Annotated in this window: 14 protein-coding genes; 2 read left to right on the forward strand and 12 right to left on the reverse strand. The window is 70.0% G+C overall.

Annotated features, from left to right (window positions below):
- Positions 1 to 57: 57 nt before the first annotated feature.
- Both ACIBAF_RS26550 and ACIBAF_RS26555 read right to left on the reverse strand, forming a co-directional pair.
- On the reverse strand, positions 58 to 921 hold the full coding sequence (locus ACIBAF_RS26550; RefSeq protein WP_399466264.1) for an ABC transporter permease: 864 nt from the start codon (positions 919 to 921) through the stop codon (positions 58 to 60).
- Positions 911 to 1,726, reverse strand: a complete 816-nt coding sequence (locus ACIBAF_RS26555) for an ABC transporter ATP-binding protein (RefSeq protein WP_399466265.1) — start codon at positions 1,724 to 1,726, stop codon at positions 911 to 913. The genes ACIBAF_RS26550 and ACIBAF_RS26555 overlap by 11 nt, the downstream gene beginning before the upstream one ends.
- Before the next feature lie 161 nt (positions 1,727 to 1,887).
- On the opposite strand from ACIBAF_RS26555, the gene ACIBAF_RS26560 reads away from it, so the two are divergent.
- On the forward strand, positions 1,888 to 2,580 hold the full coding sequence (locus ACIBAF_RS26560; RefSeq protein WP_399466266.1) for a response regulator: 693 nt from the start codon (positions 1,888 to 1,890) through the stop codon (positions 2,578 to 2,580).
- A gap of 97 nt (positions 2,581 to 2,677) precedes the next feature.
- Here the strand turns inward: ACIBAF_RS26560 and ACIBAF_RS26565 are convergent, their stop codons facing one another.
- From ACIBAF_RS26565 to ACIBAF_RS26590, 6 genes are all read right to left on the reverse strand, one after another.
- Positions 2,678 to 4,270, reverse strand: coding sequence for a cation acetate symporter (locus ACIBAF_RS26565; RefSeq protein ID WP_399466267.1), 1,593 nt, complete (start codon positions 4,268 to 4,270; stop codon positions 2,678 to 2,680).
- Positions 4,267 to 4,845, reverse strand: coding sequence for a DUF485 domain-containing protein (locus ACIBAF_RS26570; RefSeq protein ID WP_399466268.1), 579 nt, complete (start codon positions 4,843 to 4,845; stop codon positions 4,267 to 4,269). The genes ACIBAF_RS26565 and ACIBAF_RS26570 overlap by 4 nt, the downstream gene beginning before the upstream one ends.
- Positions 4,846 to 4,925: 80 nt before the next feature.
- Positions 4,926 to 5,609 (reverse strand): response regulator, encoded by a 684-nt coding sequence (locus ACIBAF_RS26575; protein WP_399466269.1) that lies wholly within the window; start codon positions 5,607 to 5,609, stop codon positions 4,926 to 4,928.
- Positions 5,606 to 6,757 (reverse strand): sensor histidine kinase, encoded by a 1,152-nt coding sequence (locus ACIBAF_RS26580; protein WP_399466270.1) that lies wholly within the window; start codon positions 6,755 to 6,757, stop codon positions 5,606 to 5,608. The genes ACIBAF_RS26575 and ACIBAF_RS26580 overlap by 4 nt, the downstream gene beginning before the upstream one ends.
- Positions 6,754 to 7,278, reverse strand: coding sequence for a DUF1453 domain-containing protein (locus ACIBAF_RS26585; protein WP_399466272.1), 525 nt, complete (start codon positions 7,276 to 7,278; stop codon positions 6,754 to 6,756). The genes ACIBAF_RS26580 and ACIBAF_RS26585 overlap by 4 nt, the downstream gene beginning before the upstream one ends.
- Positions 7,279 to 7,493: 215 nt before the next feature.
- The gene (locus tag ACIBAF_RS26590) at positions 7,494 to 9,614 is read right to left on the reverse strand and encodes a type IIA DNA topoisomerase subunit B (RefSeq protein WP_399466274.1); all 2,121 of its coding nucleotides are present in this window, start codon (positions 9,612 to 9,614) and stop codon (positions 7,494 to 7,496) included.
- A 445-nt stretch (positions 9,615 to 10,059) separates the two neighbouring features.
- On the opposite strand from ACIBAF_RS26590, the gene ACIBAF_RS26595 reads away from it, so the two are divergent.
- Positions 10,060 to 10,290 (forward strand): hypothetical protein, encoded by a 231-nt coding sequence (locus tag ACIBAF_RS26595; RefSeq protein WP_079659053.1) that lies wholly within the window; start codon positions 10,060 to 10,062, stop codon positions 10,288 to 10,290.
- A gap of 125 nt (positions 10,291 to 10,415) precedes the next feature.
- Here the strand turns inward: ACIBAF_RS26595 and ACIBAF_RS26600 are convergent, their stop codons facing one another.
- The 4 genes from ACIBAF_RS26600 to ACIBAF_RS26615 form a co-directional block, all read right to left on the reverse strand.
- Positions 10,416 to 11,282 (reverse strand): serine protease, encoded by an 867-nt coding sequence (locus ACIBAF_RS26600; protein ID WP_399466275.1) that lies wholly within the window; start codon positions 11,280 to 11,282, stop codon positions 10,416 to 10,418.
- A 133-nt stretch (positions 11,283 to 11,415) separates the two neighbouring features.
- Positions 11,416 to 12,957 (reverse strand): RNA polymerase sigma factor, encoded by a 1,542-nt coding sequence (locus ACIBAF_RS26605; RefSeq protein WP_399466276.1) that lies wholly within the window; start codon positions 12,955 to 12,957, stop codon positions 11,416 to 11,418.
- A gap of 430 nt (positions 12,958 to 13,387) precedes the next feature.
- Positions 13,388 to 14,275: a FadR/GntR family transcriptional regulator gene (locus tag ACIBAF_RS26610; RefSeq protein WP_399466277.1), complete on the reverse strand. Its 888-nt coding sequence runs from the start codon at positions 14,273 to 14,275 to the stop codon at positions 13,388 to 13,390.
- Between the two features lie 162 nt (positions 14,276 to 14,437).
- Positions 14,438 to 16,567 (reverse strand): ATP-binding cassette domain-containing protein, encoded by a 2,130-nt coding sequence (locus ACIBAF_RS26615; protein ID WP_399466278.1) that lies wholly within the window; start codon positions 16,565 to 16,567, stop codon positions 14,438 to 14,440.
- Between the last annotated feature and the right edge of the window lie 114 nt (positions 16,568 to 16,681).

Genomic DNA, 16,681 nt, shown 5'->3' on the forward strand with positions numbered 1-16,681 from the left:
AGGAGGCGAGGAGGCGAGGATCGTTCGACGAAGGGTCGGCTGCGACCGGCCGAAGGGTCAGCTGTCGGAACCCGACGGCTTCCATCGGAAGATGCGGCGCTCGGCGAAGGTCAGCAGCCCCTCGGCGACCAGTGCGACGGCGGCGAGGATGACCATCGCGGCGTACACGCCGGCCGCGTTGAACGTGCCCTGTGACTGCGCGACGAGCAGGCCGATGCCCTTGGTCGCGCCGATGTACTCGCCGACGATGGCGCCGATGAGGGCGAAGCCGAAGCTGACGTGGAGGCTGGTGAAGATCCACGAGGTGGCCGACGGGATGACCACCTGAAGCGTCACCCTGCGGTCGCTCGCACCCAGGATGCGGGCGTTGGCGACGAGGTTGCGGTCGACCTCGCGGGCGCCCTGGAAGGCGTTGAAGAAGACCGGGAAGAACACCAGGACGACGGCCGAGGCGACCTTGGAGGCGGGGCCGAGGCCGAACCAGATCACGAAGATCGGGGCCAGCACGATCCTGGGTATGGAGTTGAGCACCTTGATGTAGGGGCCGAGGACGTCGGCGAGGAAGGCGATCCGTCCGAGCGCGATGCCGCACACGACACCGGTGACCACGCCGATGATCCAGCCGAGCAGCGCCTCGTAGAGCGTGTACCAGATCTGCTCGCCGAGGGAGCCGAGCGCGGTCCCGTGCGTGATCCAGGTCCAGATCTGGTCCCAGATCTTGGAGGGCATCGAGAAGTTGAACGGGTCGATGGTCTTGGCCCGGGAGAGCGCCTCCCACAGGGCGAGGACGGCCACCAGGAGGAGGACGCGGGCTGCCGAGACGACGATCTTGCGTCTACGGGCGGCACGCGCGCGTGAGTGCGCGCGGTCCGGCGCCTTGGCCGTGTCGACGACCGGTGTGCTGAGCACGTCAGGCGACATGGGCGGCACCTCTTTCACGGGTGATGCGGACCTCTTCACCGAGGGACTCCCAGATCTCGCGGTAGATCTCGATGAAGCGCGGTTCCAGACGCACCGACTCGACCTTGCGCGGCCGCGGCAGGTCGATGTCGAAGACGTGCTTCACGGTGGCCGGCCCCGCGGTCATGACCACGACCTTGTCGGCCAGCGCGATGGACTCCTCCAGGTCATGAGTGACGAAGATCACAGATGCGCCGGTGCCCTCCCACAGCTCCAGGAGTTCGTCCGACATCAGGGCCCTGGTCTGCACGTCGAGCGCCGAGAACGGCTCGTCCATGAGCAGGATCTCGGGGTCGTTGACGAAGGTCGCGGCGAGGGCGACGCGTTTGCGCTGACCGCCGGAGAGCTGATGCGGGTAGCGGTCCTCGAAGGCGGCGAGCCCGACCCGGGCCAGCCACTCGCGCGCCTTCAGCTTCGCCTCCGCCTTGGGCACCCCGCGAAAGCGGGGGCCGGCCATGACGTTGGACAGGACCGTGCGCCACGGGAACGTCGCGTCCTGCTGGAAGACGAAGCCGACCTTGTCGCCGACGCCCCGCACGGGCTGCCCGGCGACCAGCACCTCGCCCTGGGTGGGCTCTTCCAATCCGCTGACCAGCGTCAACGTGGTCGACTTGCCGCAGCCGGTCGGTCCGACGACGGCCACGAACTCGCCGCGCCCGACAGTGAGGTCGAGTTCCCGCACGGCCGTGTGCGGGGCGCCCGACGGGGTCCTGAAGACCTTGCTCGCACCCCGCAGCTCGATGGCGGGGCTGGTGTGTGCGCTCATGGCCGGGGACGGTAGAGGTGACCGGCGGGGCGGCATCAGCCTTCTGGGCGCATGCGCTTCTTTTGCCTGCAGTAGCCTGTTGTGCTCGTTTTGCTCGCGCTACAACAGCGAAGCCGAAACATGGGCTTAACGCCCACCTGGCCTGCACGGAGAGAGGCCCGATGATTGACGTCCTGGTCGTGGACGACGACTTCCGTGTCGCCGAGATCAACGCCAAGTACGTGGGAAAGGTTCCCGGATTCCGGGTGGCCGCCCGCGCGCACAGTGCCGCCCAGGCACTGGCCGCCGTCGAGCGCGGCACCATCGACCTGGTGCTGCTCGACCACTATCTGCCCGACCAGACCGGCCTCCAGCTCGTCCACCGCATGCGGCAACAGGGCCACGGCACCGACGTCATCATGATCACGGCGGCCGGCGATGTCACGACGGTGCAGACCGCGATGCGCCTGGGCGCCCTGCACTACCTGGTCAAACCATTCACCTTCGCCGCGCTGCGCACCCGCCTCGACTCCTACGCCGCCCTGCGCCGCACCGTGGACCGGGTGGGCGGGCACGGCATCGCCGGCCAGGAACAGGTCGACCGGATCTTCGGCGCCCTGCGTACGGCGCCGGTGCCGTCCTCGCCCGGTCTGCCGAGCGGCCACTCGGAACCGACCACGGACCTGATCTGCGCTGTCCTGCACCGCGCGAACCATCCCTTGTCGGCCCACGAGGTCGCCGCCGAGACGGGCCTGAGCCGTTCCACCGCCCAGCGCTACCTCCGCCACCTGGAACAGGCCGGCCGCCTGCACCTCTCCCTGAAGTACGGCGACACGGGCCGCCCGGAGCACCGGTACGCATGGGTGGCACCGTAGCCGTGCTCGGTGAGCGGCCAGCGGTGATCCCGATGGGGTACCGGGCGTCCCCGACCGGCTACGGATGGGGTCTGTCGATCCCACCAGGCCGGACGCCCTAGGCGGCGCCCGCTCCCGTCAGTGACCGCACCTCGGTCTCCGCGTGTTTGGCCTCGTCCGCGATCTCGGCCGAGGTGACCGTGCCGAGCCAGCCCGCCAGGAAGCCGAGCGGAATCGAGACCAGGCCGGGGTTCTGCAGGGGGAAGTACTGGAAGTCCACGGTCGGGAAGAGCGACTCGGGGCTGCCGGACACCACCGGCGACAGCACGACGAGCGCCAGGGCAGGCACCAGCCCGCCGTACACCGCCCACACGGCGCCCCGTGTGGTGAAGCCCCGCCAGAACAGCGAGTACAGCAGGACGGGCAGGTTCGCGGACGCGGCGACGGCGAAGGCGAGACCGACCAGGAAGGCGACGTTGAGATCGCGGGCCAGCAGGCTCAGGGCGATCGCGACCACACCGACGCCCACGGCGGCGACCCGTGCCACTGCGACCTCGCTGCGGGGTTCGGCGTGCCGACGGCGAAAGGAGGCGTACAGGTCATGCGCCACCGACGCCGAGGAAGCGAGCGTGACCCCGGCGACGACGGCGAGGATCGTGGCAAAGGCGACGGCCGCCACGACCGCGAACAGGACCGTGCCGCCCGTGGAGTCGGCGCCGCCGCCCAGGTCGAGGGCGAGGAGGGGAACGGCCGTGTTCCCGGAGGCGTTTGAGCCGCGTACGGCCTCCGGGCCGACGATCGCCGCAGCGCCGAAGCCCAGGACGATCGTCATCAGGTAGAACCCGCCGATGAGCCCGATCGACCAGACGGCGGACCGCCGGGCGGCCTGCGCGGTCGGCACGGTGTAGAAGCGGGACAGGATGTGCGGCAGCCCCGCCGTGCCCAGCACCAGCGCGAGCCCCAGGCTCATGAAGTCGAAGCGCGCTGTCCAGTCCCCGCCGTACTTCAGCCCGGGTGCCAGATAGGCGGACCCGTGCCCGCTGCGCTCGGCCGCCGTACTCAGCAACTGGTCGACGTCACCGTGGAAACGCACCAGGACGAGCGCGGTGAGCACGATGGTGCCGCCCAGCAGCAGAACCGCCTTCACGATCTGAATCCACGTGGTGGCCCGCATCCCTCCCAACGACACATAGATCACCATGAGCGCACCGACCCCGATGACGGTCCAGGACCGGGCCGCCTCGCCGGTGTTCCCGAGGAGCAGCGCGACCAGGCTGCCCGCACCCACCATCTGCGCCACCAGATAGAGAACGGAGACGGTGACCGAGGAGGTTCCCGCCGCGATCCGCACCGGCCGCTCGCTCATACGGGCGGCGACCACGTCGGCGAGGGTGAACCGCCCGCAGTTGCGCACCAGTTCGGCGACGAGGAACAGCACCACCAGCCAGGCCACGAGGAAGCCCACCACGTACAGCAGGCCGTCGTACCCGTACAGCGCGATCAGTCCGGTGGCGCCCAGGAAGGAGGCGGCCGACATGTAGTCGCCCGCGATGGCAAAACCATTCTCCATCGGGGAGAACAACCGCCCGCCTGCGTAGAACTCCTCCTGAGAACCCTGCCGGTTGCGCCCCACCCAGGTCGTGATCCCCAGTGTGACCGCGATGAAGGCGCTGAACAGCAGCAACGCCGACGTCTGTTGGTTGCCGGTCACGACGCACCGCCCCTTGCTTCACGCGTCAGTTCCTGGGTGTCCCAGCGCAGTTCGAGCGCGGCCCGGTCCCTGTGCAGCCGTGCGTGCCGAGCGTAGGCCCAGGTGAGCAGGAACGTGCTGAGGAACTGTCCGAGCCCGGCGAGCAACGCCACGTTCACCGCGCCGGCCACCGGCCGCGCCATGAACGCGGGCGCGGTCGTCGCGGTCACGACGTACGCCACGTACCAGACGAAGAACCCGGCGACCGCGGGCACCACGAACCGCCGGTACCTGCTGCGCACCTCCTGGAAGGCCGCGCTGCGCTGCACCTCGAGGTAGACCTGGGCCGCCGCGACGGCTCCGGTCCCCCGCTCCCGACGCGCCCCCGGGACCTCGGTCACCTCCGTGACCGTGGTGGCCGACTCGCCCCAGCCCGAGGCGAGCGCGTCATACCACGGGTCCTCGTAGCGCAATTCTCCTGGCGCTTCGACGAATGCCCGGACTTGACGCTGATGGTGCTCGTCCCCGTAGGGCGTGGGGTCGCCGACCTCGGAGCCGTCCCCGTCGATGCGGACACGGCCGTTGCTTGACTGCATGCCCAAGGATGGACAGAACGGGAAGATCCCCGACTCTTCTTCCCCGCACACTTCACCCCTTCAGGTGACCGACGGGCCATTCACCCCGTCGGCGGCCGTACCAGCCCCATCCGGTACGCGTAACGCACCGCCTGGGCGCGGCCCTTGATGCCCGCCTTGGTGAACATGTTGTTGATGTGGGTCTTCACCGTCGCGGTGGACACGCTCAGCCTGCGCGCGATCTCCTGGTTGCTCAGCCCTTCGGCGATCAGCACCAGCACCTCCGCCTCCCGCGTCGTCAGCCCGTCGGGCACGGCAGCGGGCTCCGCCGGCTCCGGTTCGGGCGCCGACAGGCGCTCCAGCAGCCTCCGCTGGACGCTGGGCGACAACCCCGCGTCCCCGGACAGCACGCTGTGCACGGCCCGCACGATCTCGTCCCCTCCGGCGTCCTTGGTGAGGTACCCCCGGGCTCCCGCTTTCAGCGCCGGGAACAGAGACTCGTCGTCCGCGTAGGTCGTGAGCACCACGACCTGGGTCCCGGGATGCTCCGACCGGATCCGCCGGGTCGCCTCCACTCCGTCGCAGCGGGGCATCCGCAAGTCCATCAGCACCACGTCGGGAGCGAGTTCGGCGACGAGCCGCACCGCCTCGTCCCCGTCCCCGGCGGCGCCCACCACCTCGACTCCCGGCAACAGCCCGAGCAGCATCACGATGCCCTCCCGGACGACCGTCTGATCGTCCGCGACCACCACCTTGGCGGGCTTCTTCTCCGCCTCCTCCGTCATACCGGCACCTTCAGCGTCACCACGAAACCTTCCTCGTCCGGTCCGGCGGCGAGCGATCCGCCCAGCAGTTCGGCGCGCTCCCGCATGCCCAGCAGACCGTACCCGCCCCCCGCCTGGGCGAGTTCGCCCGGAGCGCCCCCCGAGTCCCTTACGTCCAGGGTGACTTCATGCGGGCCGTACTCCAGCCGCACCCGCACTTTCGCGCCTGGAGCGTGCTTGCGGACGTTCGTCAGGGCTTCCTGGGCGACCCTTCGCACTGCCTGTGAGGCCTCGGCCGGCAGTTGTCTGCGTTCACCCCCAACGGTGACCTCGGCGCCGTCCGACGTGCGGACGAGGTCGGTCAGGAAGGCCTCCAGCGGCGTCAGATCACCGCGCAGCGCGGAGAGCGCCTGTCTGGTCTCCTCAAGACCGTCGCGGGCCATCCCACGTGCCGCCACCACGCGGTCGAGGATCTGCTCGCGGTCCGCGCCCCGCTCGATCAGCAGCCGGGCCGCTTCCAGGTGCACGAGCTGCGCCGAGAGACTGTGGGCCAGGACATCGTGGATCTCCCGGGCGATGCGGGCCCGCTCCGCGAGTGCGGCCGACTCGGCCTCCGCCGCACGCGCCGCACGCTCCTGGGCGAGCATACGCTGGGCGTTGCCCCGAGCCTCGGCGTCCAGGCGCAGCGTGTACCCGGCGAGGGCCATCCCGCCGACCGTGGCGGCTGTGGTGAGCCACACGTCGTTGTTCACGGCCGCATACGAGGCGAGCGCGACCGAGGCGACGGGCAGCGCCACCGCCAGGGGCATCCGTTCCAGTGCCGCGACGCCGCAGCCGCACCACAGAACGAGGGCGGGCTCTCGGAAACCCACGACCTGGGCGCCGACGGCCAGCGTCAGCAGAAGGAGGATGAGGGCCAGCGACGGCCAGAGCCGGTGCTGGAGCGTGGCCCGCCAGTAACACCAGGCCAGCCCGCCTGTCAGGATGACTCCCGCGGCGCCCGCCGCCGCAACCCAGCCGTGGACACGGCTGTCGTGGAAGGCACTCCACAGGAGAATGCCGAGAAGCAGCAGTCGGACGACCCAGGCGATCAGGCGTCGGGAGCGCGTCGTCCCCTCGCGGCCCAGCGCCTCCCGAGAAGGCCAACGTGTCCAAGCGTTCTCCGTCACACGCGCTCCTTCCACGCGGACCGGGGCAGGTGGTCGCCGTATGCCAGGGCGGGCGCGGTGGCCTGGTTCAGGGACCGTGAGCGCCAGATCAGTATCCCGGAGCGGACCAGCAGCGTGCCCGCAAGCCCCAGCATCAGGGCCGAACTGTGCTGGTGGATGCCCATCAGCGCACCGATCGCGAAGAGGCCCGCCCGCAGACCGATGCCGACGGCCCAGACGGCCGCGCTCGCTTTGGTGCTCTTGCTCCACACCGCGCCGTCCGGCTCCACCCAGATACGCGTGGTCCATGCCCAGGCGGCTCCCATGACCAGGCCGACGATCACTTCGGCGCCGAGCACCAGGGCCGAAGCCGTGGCGTGACGGGTGTCGAGGAGGTCGGGCTCGCGCAGCGCTATGACAGCCAGGATCCCGGGCAGCAGCCACCATCGTCGGTCCGTGTCGATGCGGCTTGCGCGGAACTGCCGCACGATCACCAGGGCGGCCACGGCCACGATCACCAGTGCGTTGACGAGCCCGGACATCACAGCCTCCGTGAGCGGGAAGGGGGTGCCGGCAGCGAGTGCTGCCGACGCCTTCGACGCTACGGAATCGCGAAGCTCCGCAGATCGGAGCGGGGGTGGATCATGGGTGGATATGCGAAGGCCCGGGTTCTCCACCCGTGGGTGGAGAACCCGGGCCCGCTCGTCCCAGCCGGAGAGCCCGCCGAGCCGTGGCCGAGCAGCGCCCGGCCCAGCGGCTACGCGTCGATGCGGGACCGGTCCAGCGTCGCCGCCGAGCTGGAGATGAACTCCTTGCGCGGCGCCACGTCGTTGCCCATGAGCAGGTCGAACACCTGCTCCGCCGAATCCAGGTCGGAGAGGTTGATGCGCCGCAGGGTGCGGTGACGGGGGTCCATCGTCGTCTCGGCCAGCTGGTCCGCGTCCATCTCGCCGAGACCCTTGTAGCGCTGGATGGAGTCCTTGTACCGGACGCCCTTGCTCTGGAACTCCATGAGCTTGTCGCGCAGCTCGCGGTCCGAGTACGTGTACACGTACTTGTCCTGGCCCTTCTTGGGCTGGATGAGCTCGATGCGGTGCAGCGGCGGCACCGCGGCGAACACCCGGCCGGACTCGACCATGGGCCGCATGTAGCGGTGGAACAGGGTCAGCAGCAGGGTCCTGATGTGGGAACCGTCGACATCGGCGTCGGTCATCATGATGATCTTGCCGTAGCGGGCCGCGTCGATGTCGAAGGTGCGTCCGGAGCCCGCTCCTATGACCTGGATGATCGCGCCGCACTCCGCGTTCTTGAGCATGTCGGTCACGGACGACTTCTGGACGTTGAGGATCTTGCCCCGGATCGGCAGCAGCGCCTGGAACTCGGAGTTGCGGGCGAGCTTCGCCGTACCGAGCGCGGAGTCTCCCTCGACGATGAACAGCTCGCTGCGCTCGACGTCGTCGCTGCGGCAGTCGGCCAGCTTCGCGGGCAGGGACGAGGACTCCAGTGCCGTCTTGCGGCGCTGTGCGTCCTTGTGCTGCCGGGCCGCGATACGCGTCCGCGCCGCGGCGACCGCCTTCTCCATGACGACCCGCGCCTGAGCTGCGGCATCGCGCTTGGTGGAGGTCAGGAACGCCTTGAGCTCCCGGGAGATCACGGTGTTCACGATGCGCCGGGCCGCCGAGGTGCCGAGGACCTCCTTGGTCTGGCCCTCGAACTGGGGCTCGGCGAGGCGGACGGTGACGACCGCGGTCAGGCCCTCCAGGGCGTCGTCCTTGACGATGTCGTCCTCGGCGACGCGCAGCAGCTTCTTGGCCCGCAGCACCTCGTTCATCGTCTTGGCGACCGCCTGCTCGAAGCCGGCGACGTGGGTGCCGCCCTTGGGTGTGGCGATGATGTTGACGAACGACCGGAGCATCGTGTCGTAGCCGGTACCCCAGCGCAGCGCCACGTCGACGCCGAGCTCGCGGGTGACCTCCGTCGGGGTCATCTGCCCGTGCTCGTCCAGGACCGGGACCGTCTCCTTGAACGTGCCCTGCCCCGTGAAGCGGAGGACGTCACAGACGGGCTTGTCGGTGGCCAGGTACTCGCAGAACTCGCTGATGCCGCCGTCGAAGCGGAAGGACTCCTCGCCCTTGCTGCCGCCCTCGCCGAGGCCGTACTCGTCGCGCACGACGATGGTCAGGCCCGGCACCAGGAACGCGGTCTGGCGGGCCCGCTGGTGGAGGGTCTCCAGGGAGAGCTTGGCGTCCTTGAGGAAGATCTGGCGATCGGCCCAGTACCGCACACGCGTGCCGGTGCGGTTCTTGGCGATCCTCTTGACCTTGCGCAGGCCGCCCGTCTCGAACTTGGCGTCGGGGCCGTCCGCGGCGAAGGCGCCCGGGACTCCTCGCCGGAAGCTGATGGCGTGCGTGTGGCCGCTGCGGTCCACCTCGACGTCGAGTCGGGCGGACAGGGCGTTGACGACGGAGGCGCCGACGCCGTGCAGACCGCCGGAGGCGGCGTAGGAGCCGCCGCCGAACTTGCCGCCGGCGTGCAGCTTGGTCATGACGACCTCGACGCCCGACAGGCCGGTCTTGGGCTCGACGTCGACGGGGATGCCACGGCCGTTGTCACGGACCTCGACCGAGGCGTCGTCGTGGAGGATCACCTCGATGTGGTCGCAGTATCCGCCCAGGGCTTCGTCGACGGAGTTGTCGATGATCTCCCACAGGCAGTGCATCAGACCACGGCTGTCGGTCGAGCCGATGTACATACCCGGGCGCTTCCGCACGGCCTCGAGGCCCTCGAGGACGAGCAGGTGCCGCGCGGTGTAGTTGGAACCGTCCCGGTCTGCTCCTGCCAGCAGCGCTGTGGACGGCACGGACGTTTCGGCGGTCACGCGGTTCGCTCCTCGCTGAATTTCAGTTGGGGCCCTTCTGGGTAAGGGCGCGGCTTGGTTCACCGCCAAGAGGGTACCGAGGCCTGGTAGAGCCGTTGTCACGCCACCCTCGTCTCAAACTCAGACTAGTCCAGCGTCGCATACGTGTTCGATCCCTCGATGGAGTGAAGTACATATCACGTTCCCTTCGAGGCATGAACCATTTAGGCTCCGGGCACGTCCTCATGAACAAACCGGCAAGCCAGCCGGGAGGATCGAACCATGACCGACAGCGCGAAACCGTAAGCACCACAGACCACGCAATACGGCACATTCGCCGCCAAACCGGCAGCAGACGGCCACCTCGGAAAGATTTTTTCGAGGAGAAGCCACGAGCGGGAACGTTTTGGGGCTGGTTGGATGTTGACCCTGGTACGACAGCTCGTCGAGCTAGAGAAGAGGCGACGTGACTACTGTTCTGACCCCCGCGAGCCCGCTGACGGCCGCTGACCGCTGCGACCGCTGCGGCGCCCAGGCGTACGTGCGCGTCGTCCTGCTCAGCGGCGGAGAACTGCTCTTCTGCGCCCACCACGGCCGCAAGTTCGAGCCGGAACTCAAGAAGATCGCCGCCGAGATACAGGATGAGACGGAGCGACTGACGACCGTTCCGGCGTCCGTCTCCGAAGAAGAGCGCTGATCTGCGCGTCCACGACGAGCGAGAACCGGCATAGGCCGGTGTGCGGGCGGCCGTCCCTGCTCCCAGGGGCGGCCGCCCGTTCTCGTGCCGTAAAGAGGCCCCGGCCTCGTCGCGGGGTGACCCGGTCAGGCGCGCTCAGGAGCTCTGTGGGGGCTCCGAGCCGCCCCTCCCCAGCCCAGCGTCCGTACGGCGTCGGACACCCGCGTGTAGACGCCAGGGCTCCCCGCCCTCCCGCAGCCGCTGCCCCACGACACGAGTCCGATGAGCCGGCCACCCGCGACCAGCGGCCCGCCGCTGTCCCCCTGGCAGGCGTCGCGGCCGCCCCGCACCTCTCCGGCGCACACCATGCTCCGCGCGATGTACCTGCCGTCGTCCGAACCGGGATACGCCAGTTCGCAGAGTGTGTCGGCCAGCACATGCAGACGGGCCGCCCGCAGCCTGTGGGCGTACGCACCGAACCCCGTCAGGTCGCCCCAGCCGTAGACGACGGCGTCCGTGCCGGACGCGTATGCCGGATCGCCATCGGCCGCCATGGCGATGACCGACGCCGCCGGGAGGGGCTCGGCCAAGGTGAGCACGGCGAAGTCGCCCGCGTTGCTGGAACTGTCGTAGCCAGGGTTCACCCAGACACTGCGCACGGAGACCTCCCGGCCCGTGTCCGCGTACAGGTCCGTACGGCCCGCGACGACCTTCAGGTCGGTCGCCTTGGCCGGCGGCACGCCCAGGACGTCTTCGGCCATGCAGTGGGCCGCCGTGAGCACGGTCGACGGGCCGACCGCGACGCCTCCGCAGAACTGCCCCGAGCGCGTACCTCCGAATCGGTCACGGCTGGACAGCGCGACCGTCCACGGACTCTGGGAGACGTCGATCGGGAAGCCTCCCACCACGACGCCGTCGGACGCCGCCGGGGCGGCGGAGGCCAATGGTATGGCCATGGCCACGGCCGCCAGGATCAACGGCCGGGACAAGGCCCGGACAAGGGGACGACGCATGCGCGCTCCTCACTCTGGAGTGGTCGATGAACACCCAGAGTCATTCAGGGCGTGACGCCCCGCACCCGCGCGCCGACGCCGAAGGCCCGGCTCCCCCGAGGGGGACCGGGCCTTCGTGCCGTACGGCTTCGACCTAGTCGAGGTAGTCGCGCAGCACCTGCGAACGGGACGGGTGCCGCAGCTTCGACATGGTCTTGGACTCGATCTGGCGGATGCGCTCGCGCGTGACGCCGTACACCTTGCCGATCTCGTCGAGGGTCTTCGGCTGACCGTCGGTGAGACCGAAGCGCATGGAGACGACGCCTGCCTCACGCTCCGACAGGGTGTCGAGGACGGAGTGCAGCTGCTCCTGCAGGAGGGTGAAGCTGACCGCGTCCGCCGGGACGACGGCCTCGGAGTCCTCGATGAGGTCACCGAACTCGCTGTCGCCGTCCTCGCCCAGCGGGGTGTGCAGCGAGATGGGCTCACGGCCGTACTTCTGGACCTCGATGACCTTCTCCGGGGTCATGTCGAGTTCCTTGGCCAGCTCCTCCGGGGTGGGCTCGCGGCCCAGGTCCTGGAGCATCTGGCGCTGCACGCGCGCGAGCTTGTTGATGACCTCGACCATGTGCACCGGGATACGGATGGTGCGGGCCTGGTCGGCCATCGCGCGGGTGATCGCCTGACGGATCCACCAGGTGGCGTACGTGGAGAACTTGTAGCCCTTGGTGTAGTCGAACTTCTCGACCGCGCGGATCAGACCGAGGTTGCCCTCCTGGATGAGGTCCAGGAAGAGCATGCCGCGGCCGGTGTAGCGCTTGGCCAGGGAGACCACCAGACGGAGGTTGGCCTCCAGGAGGTGGTTCTTGGCGCGCCGGCCGTCCTCGGCGATGATCTCCAGCTCGCGCTTGAGCTTGGGGGCGAGCTTGTCGGCGTTGGCCAGCTTGTCCTCGGCGAACAGACCGGCCTCGATGCGCTTGGCGAGCTCGACCTCCTGCTCGGCGTTGAGCAGGGGGACCTTGCCGATCTGCTTGAGGTAGTCCTTGACCGGGTCGGCGGTGGCGCCGGCCGCGGCGACCTGCTGGGCGGGCGCGTCGTCCTCGTCCTCGTCGGAGAGTACGAAGCCGGCGCTCTCGGTGCCCTCGGGCTCGTCGCCGGTCTTGGGAGCGTCTTCGAGGACCTCTTCCTCGATCAGCTCGGCGTCGTCCTTCTTGGCGGTGGTCTTCTTGGCCACCGTCTTCTTGGCGACGGTCTTCTTGGCGACCGTCTTCTTGGCGGTCGTCGTCTTCTTGGCTGCCGCCTTCTTGGCAGGGGCGGCTTCGTCTGCGGGGTCGTCCACAGCGGGTGCGGCCGGGGCGGCCGGGGCGGTGGCGGTGGCCTTCCTCGTGGTCACCGTCTTCGCCGCGACCGTCTTGGTAGCGGTGCGCTTGGCCGGACTCTTCGCGGCGACGCTCTTTCGGGTGCGCTTGGGCTCCGCGGCACTGACCATCAGCGTCACACCCTCTTCCTCGAGGATCTGGTTGAGGCTGCGCAGTACGTTCTTCCACTGAGTGGCCGGAATCTGGTCAGCTTCGAAGGCCCGACGCACATCGTCGCCGGCGATCTGCCCCTCAGCCTTTCCCCGCTCAATGAGCGCCATGACAGAGACGGACTCGGCGATCTCCGGCGGGAGCGTACGGGATGTGCTGGCCGACACGAACAACCTCTCGGAACGTTGGAAAACGGCTTCCGGCCCCGTCCACGATGGACAGGAGCCGACCACCGGCCTGGGGGTGGGCCGACGGCGCGGGCGGGGGCCGGGAGGATGCACAGCGCCTTCAACGGCGTCCGTATTCCCTCCGCGGCTGCCACCTCTTAGGTCATCGCGTTGTTCCCACAAGCGTTACGCCCAATCTTCGTGGCCCGAGTCACACCCCGTAAGCATGCATAAACGGTCAGACACGGGCAGAAGAGGTCACCAGTGGTGTCTACCCGGGCCTCCGCGAGCGAATCCCACCACATCGACCGTCGGACCCCGCAGTCCCCGTGACGGGTTCTGCGGGGTCCGACGGGAATGCGGGTGAACCGGCCGGGGGCGACGCGGGGAGGGAAAGGCCTCCCCGACCCTTCCGACGCGTGGGGTGCGGTCAGTGTTCGCGCGGCGCCGGCACGACGCGCTCCACCTCGGGATGAACGGTGAGCAGCTGTCGCATGGCCGTCTCGGCCGCGGCGCCGTCGCCCGCGGCGAGGGCGTCGACGATCCTTCCGTGGTGCCCCAGCGAAGCGTCGGTCGGCCGGTCACACCCTGTGACCGGGCCGCCGGAGACCTGGAGGGCGGACGACACAATCCCGGAAAGGTGCTCCAGCATGCGGTTGCCCGCGACCTGGATGAGCAGCGAGTGGAACTCGGCGTCGGCCCGGGAGTAGGTGAGCGCGTCGCCCTGCCCCATGGCGTGCGCCATGATCTCGACCATGTCGGACAGTCGCTGCTGGATGTCGGCGCGCCCGTGCCCGGCGGCGAGGCGGGCGGCGAGCGGCTCGATCGTCCAGCGCAGCTCGCTGAGCTCGCGCCGCTGGTCGTCGCGCTGGGGGCCGAAGGCCCGCCACTCGATGATGTCCGGGTCGAGGAGATTCCAGTCGCTCACGGGACGCACGCGCGTGCCGACGTTCGGCCGGGCGCTGACCAGGCCCTTGGCCTCGAGGACGCGCAGCGACTCGCGGACGACGGTGCGAGACACCTCGAACCGCTGGCCGATCTCCTCGGGCACCAGCGGACGGTCGGCGCCCAGATCGCCGGAGACGATCATCTGGCCCAGCTGCTGGACGAGTTGGCCGTGCAGTCCGCGTCCGCGGTTGCCCGCGGTGCGGCGGCCCACGCGGCCCAGCTCGGGATCCGCGGCCTCCCAGACGGGAGCTCCGACGCGGTCGGCGGCAGGAGCCTCGGCGTAGGGATAGCGGTCGAGTTCGCCCGGGCCGGCCAGACCGGAGTCGGCGGAGCGGGCGGCGGTCATCATGGTGTGCGCAAGGGTACTCACGGATCCTTTGTCGGCGCTGCCTCCAACTCCCTTGAGGTCTTTGGTGAAAAGCACACGAAAGGGTGATCGCTCACCCCGTCGCAATTGACGCCTTATCGGAAAGAAACTGGCTTTCTCCGGGGAGTTGCGCACACGCCCGGGCGGGATGGGCCCGGACGGTCGTCATCGGACCCTGCTGCGCAGGGTCATGAACAGATACGCGCACAGCAGGGCCGTCAGGGACAACGTCAGCGCCCCGCCGACGGGTTGGGCGAGCACGCGTGCCGCGGCGAACAGATAGCGCTCTCCCCCGAAGGGCCATTGCACCAGGAGCGTCTCGCGCAACCGCATCGAGAATCCGGCCGCCGCCCGCACGGACGTGCTCTCCACGGCCTTCTGTACGACGGGTACGACGACGACGGGTACGGCGACCACTGCCGCCAGCCCGGCCGTGGTGGACCGGAAGACGCCGGCGGCCAGCACGCCGGCCCAGGCGCAGCCGACCACGAGACCGAGCCAACTCGCGCTCAGCGCAAGCCACTCCGCGGGAACTTGCGCGAGCTCCCGTCCGTAGACGAGATACAGCGCTTCGGCGTCGCAGCCCATCGTCAGGAAGGCCAGCACCAGGGCGGTGAGACCGGCGACGAGGAGCTTGGCGGTGAGCACACCCAACCTGCGGGGCACGGTGCCGCGGTCCGCCGCCAGGGCGGGGTGGCGGAACTCGTCTCCGAAAGCCAGCGCACCGAGCAGTCCCGCGCCGAGCGCGGCGGGCGGGAGCGGCAGTTGCACGGGCCACGCGGCCAGCAGCCGCGCCTGTGAGGTGTGGCCCACGCGGGCCAGGAGTACGGCGGCGAGGGCGGAGACGACCAGTACCGCCGCGCCGGTGAGGAATCCGGTGCCGATCCCGGCGGCTCGGCGGAGTTCGTAACGGAGGGGCCGCAGGGGGCTGGGGGCGGAGCGGACGGAGATGGGGGGTGGCAGGGCGGGCAGGGTGTCGAAGGCACGGGCGGCGGTGCGCCCAGGGCGCCGAGCGGCGGGCACCGCGGCCGCCTCCGCGTCGGGGGTTCGCTCGTCCACGACGGCCGCCTCGGTCGCCGTTGCGGTCGCAGTCACCGCCATGGCTTCGGCCGTGCCGTCGGCAGCCGTAGCGGCGGCATCGAGCCGGGAACCGCCGTCAGAAGCCGGAAGGGCGTCGCGAGAGGGCGCATTGGTCGGCCGGCATGGCGCGGGGGGAGCCGACGGCTCGTCGTCGGACGCGCGCGGCGCCACAGCGGGGTCGGCCTCCTGCGCGCCGTTCTCTGCACGTGCGTCCCCGGAGGCCTTCGGGCGTGCCATGGTCGACGCCGAGCTCTTGACGGTGGCCGGCTCCTCCGCCGAGGACGGCGGCGGCGGCCCTGCTTCCGGGCGCGCCCGACGCGGTGCCTGCGCTCCTGCCCCCGGTCCCATGTCGCCTGTCTCGTCGGCGAGTTGGTGGACGAGGATGCTGTGCCGGAACGCCGTCTCGCCGACATGGGCGCAGCTGCTGCCGTACACCGAGAGCCGGTTGCCGTCCTCCTGCACGACTTCGACGGAGCGGTGCGCGGCCCGGGCCTCCTTGGCGAGCAGGTCGGCCAGGCGGACGGCGTGTGGGCTGCGGACGGCCACCCGAGGGCGCAGCCGGGTGCGGGCAAAGTCGGCGGCCTCCTGATCGGCGACGAGTCTGCCCTGGTCCAGAGTGACGACCCGATCGGCGGTGCGGGCGGCCTCCTTGGGATCGGCCGTGGTCATCAGGACCGTGCCGCCCTGGTCCGCGTGCGCGCGCAGCATGCCGTGCAGCCAACGGTTCTCGCGTCCGGCCAGCCCGTCGGCCGGCTCGTCGAGAACGAGCGTGTGCGGGTCCGCGAGGAGAGCGCAGGCCAGGCCGAGTCGACGGTCCATGCCGCGGGAGAGGGTGCCGAGACGTTCGTCGCGCAGGCTGACCAGGCCGACCACCTCGAGCACTTCGTCGGCCCGCCGGACCGGAACGCCGGCGGCCGCGCACAGCATGCGCAGATGGCCGCGGACCGTGCGGGCCGGGTGCCCGGGCACATCGCCCAGGAGGACGCCGACCTCGCGGGAGGGGTGGGCGATGCGGTGCAGGGGGCGGCCTCTGAAGTAGGCGAGACCACGGCCCTGTTGGAGTTCGAGCAGGAGTCTCAGCGCCGTGGTCTTGCCCGCGCCCGGCGCTCCGAGCAGTACGGTGACGCGGCCCGCGCGCGCCTCGAAGGAGACGTCGTCAACGGCGGGCGGAAGCGCCTTGCGGGAGTTGCTGGTCAGTCCGAAGGCCTGGATCACCCGTAGCAAGATAGCGCGTTATGTCCGTTTTCCCCGAGTGCCGCACGGTCGTCCGCGCAGGCGTGGTCGACGCGTTCGGGTTCCTGTCCGCACCTTGACGGCCACGGTGGGCCG

This window comes from Streptomyces sp. NPDC051677 (assembly GCF_044453465.1).
Classification (GTDB): Bacteria; Actinomycetota; Actinomycetes; order Streptomycetales; family Streptomycetaceae; genus Streptomyces.

Bases quoted from the DNA above. Each gene is read 5' to 3' on its own strand.
- ACIBAF_RS26585 (WP_399466272.1), bottom strand. From the start codon at position 7,278: ATGTCCGGGCTCGTCAACGCACTGGTGATCGTGGCCGTGGCCGCCCTG.
- ACIBAF_RS26570 (WP_399466268.1), bottom strand. From the start codon at position 4,845: ATGCAGTCAAGCAACGGCCGTGTCCGCATCGACGGGGACGGCTCCGAG.
- ACIBAF_RS26550 (WP_399466264.1), bottom strand. From the start codon at position 921: ATGTCGCCTGACGTGCTCAGCACACCGGTCGTCGACACGGCCAAGGCG.
- ACIBAF_RS26560 (WP_399466266.1), top strand. From the start codon at position 1,888: ATGATTGACGTCCTGGTCGTGGACGACGACTTCCGTGTCGCCGAGATC.
- ACIBAF_RS26575 (WP_399466269.1), bottom strand. From the start codon at position 5,609: ATGACGGAGGAGGCGGAGAAGAAGCCCGCCAAGGTGGTGGTCGCGGAC.
- ACIBAF_RS26555 (WP_399466265.1), bottom strand. From the start codon at position 1,726: ATGAGCGCACACACCAGCCCCGCCATCGAGCTGCGGGGTGCGAGCAAG.
- ACIBAF_RS26600 (WP_399466275.1), bottom strand. From the start codon at position 11,282: ATGCGTCGTCCCCTTGTCCGGGCCTTGTCCCGGCCGTTGATCCTGGCG.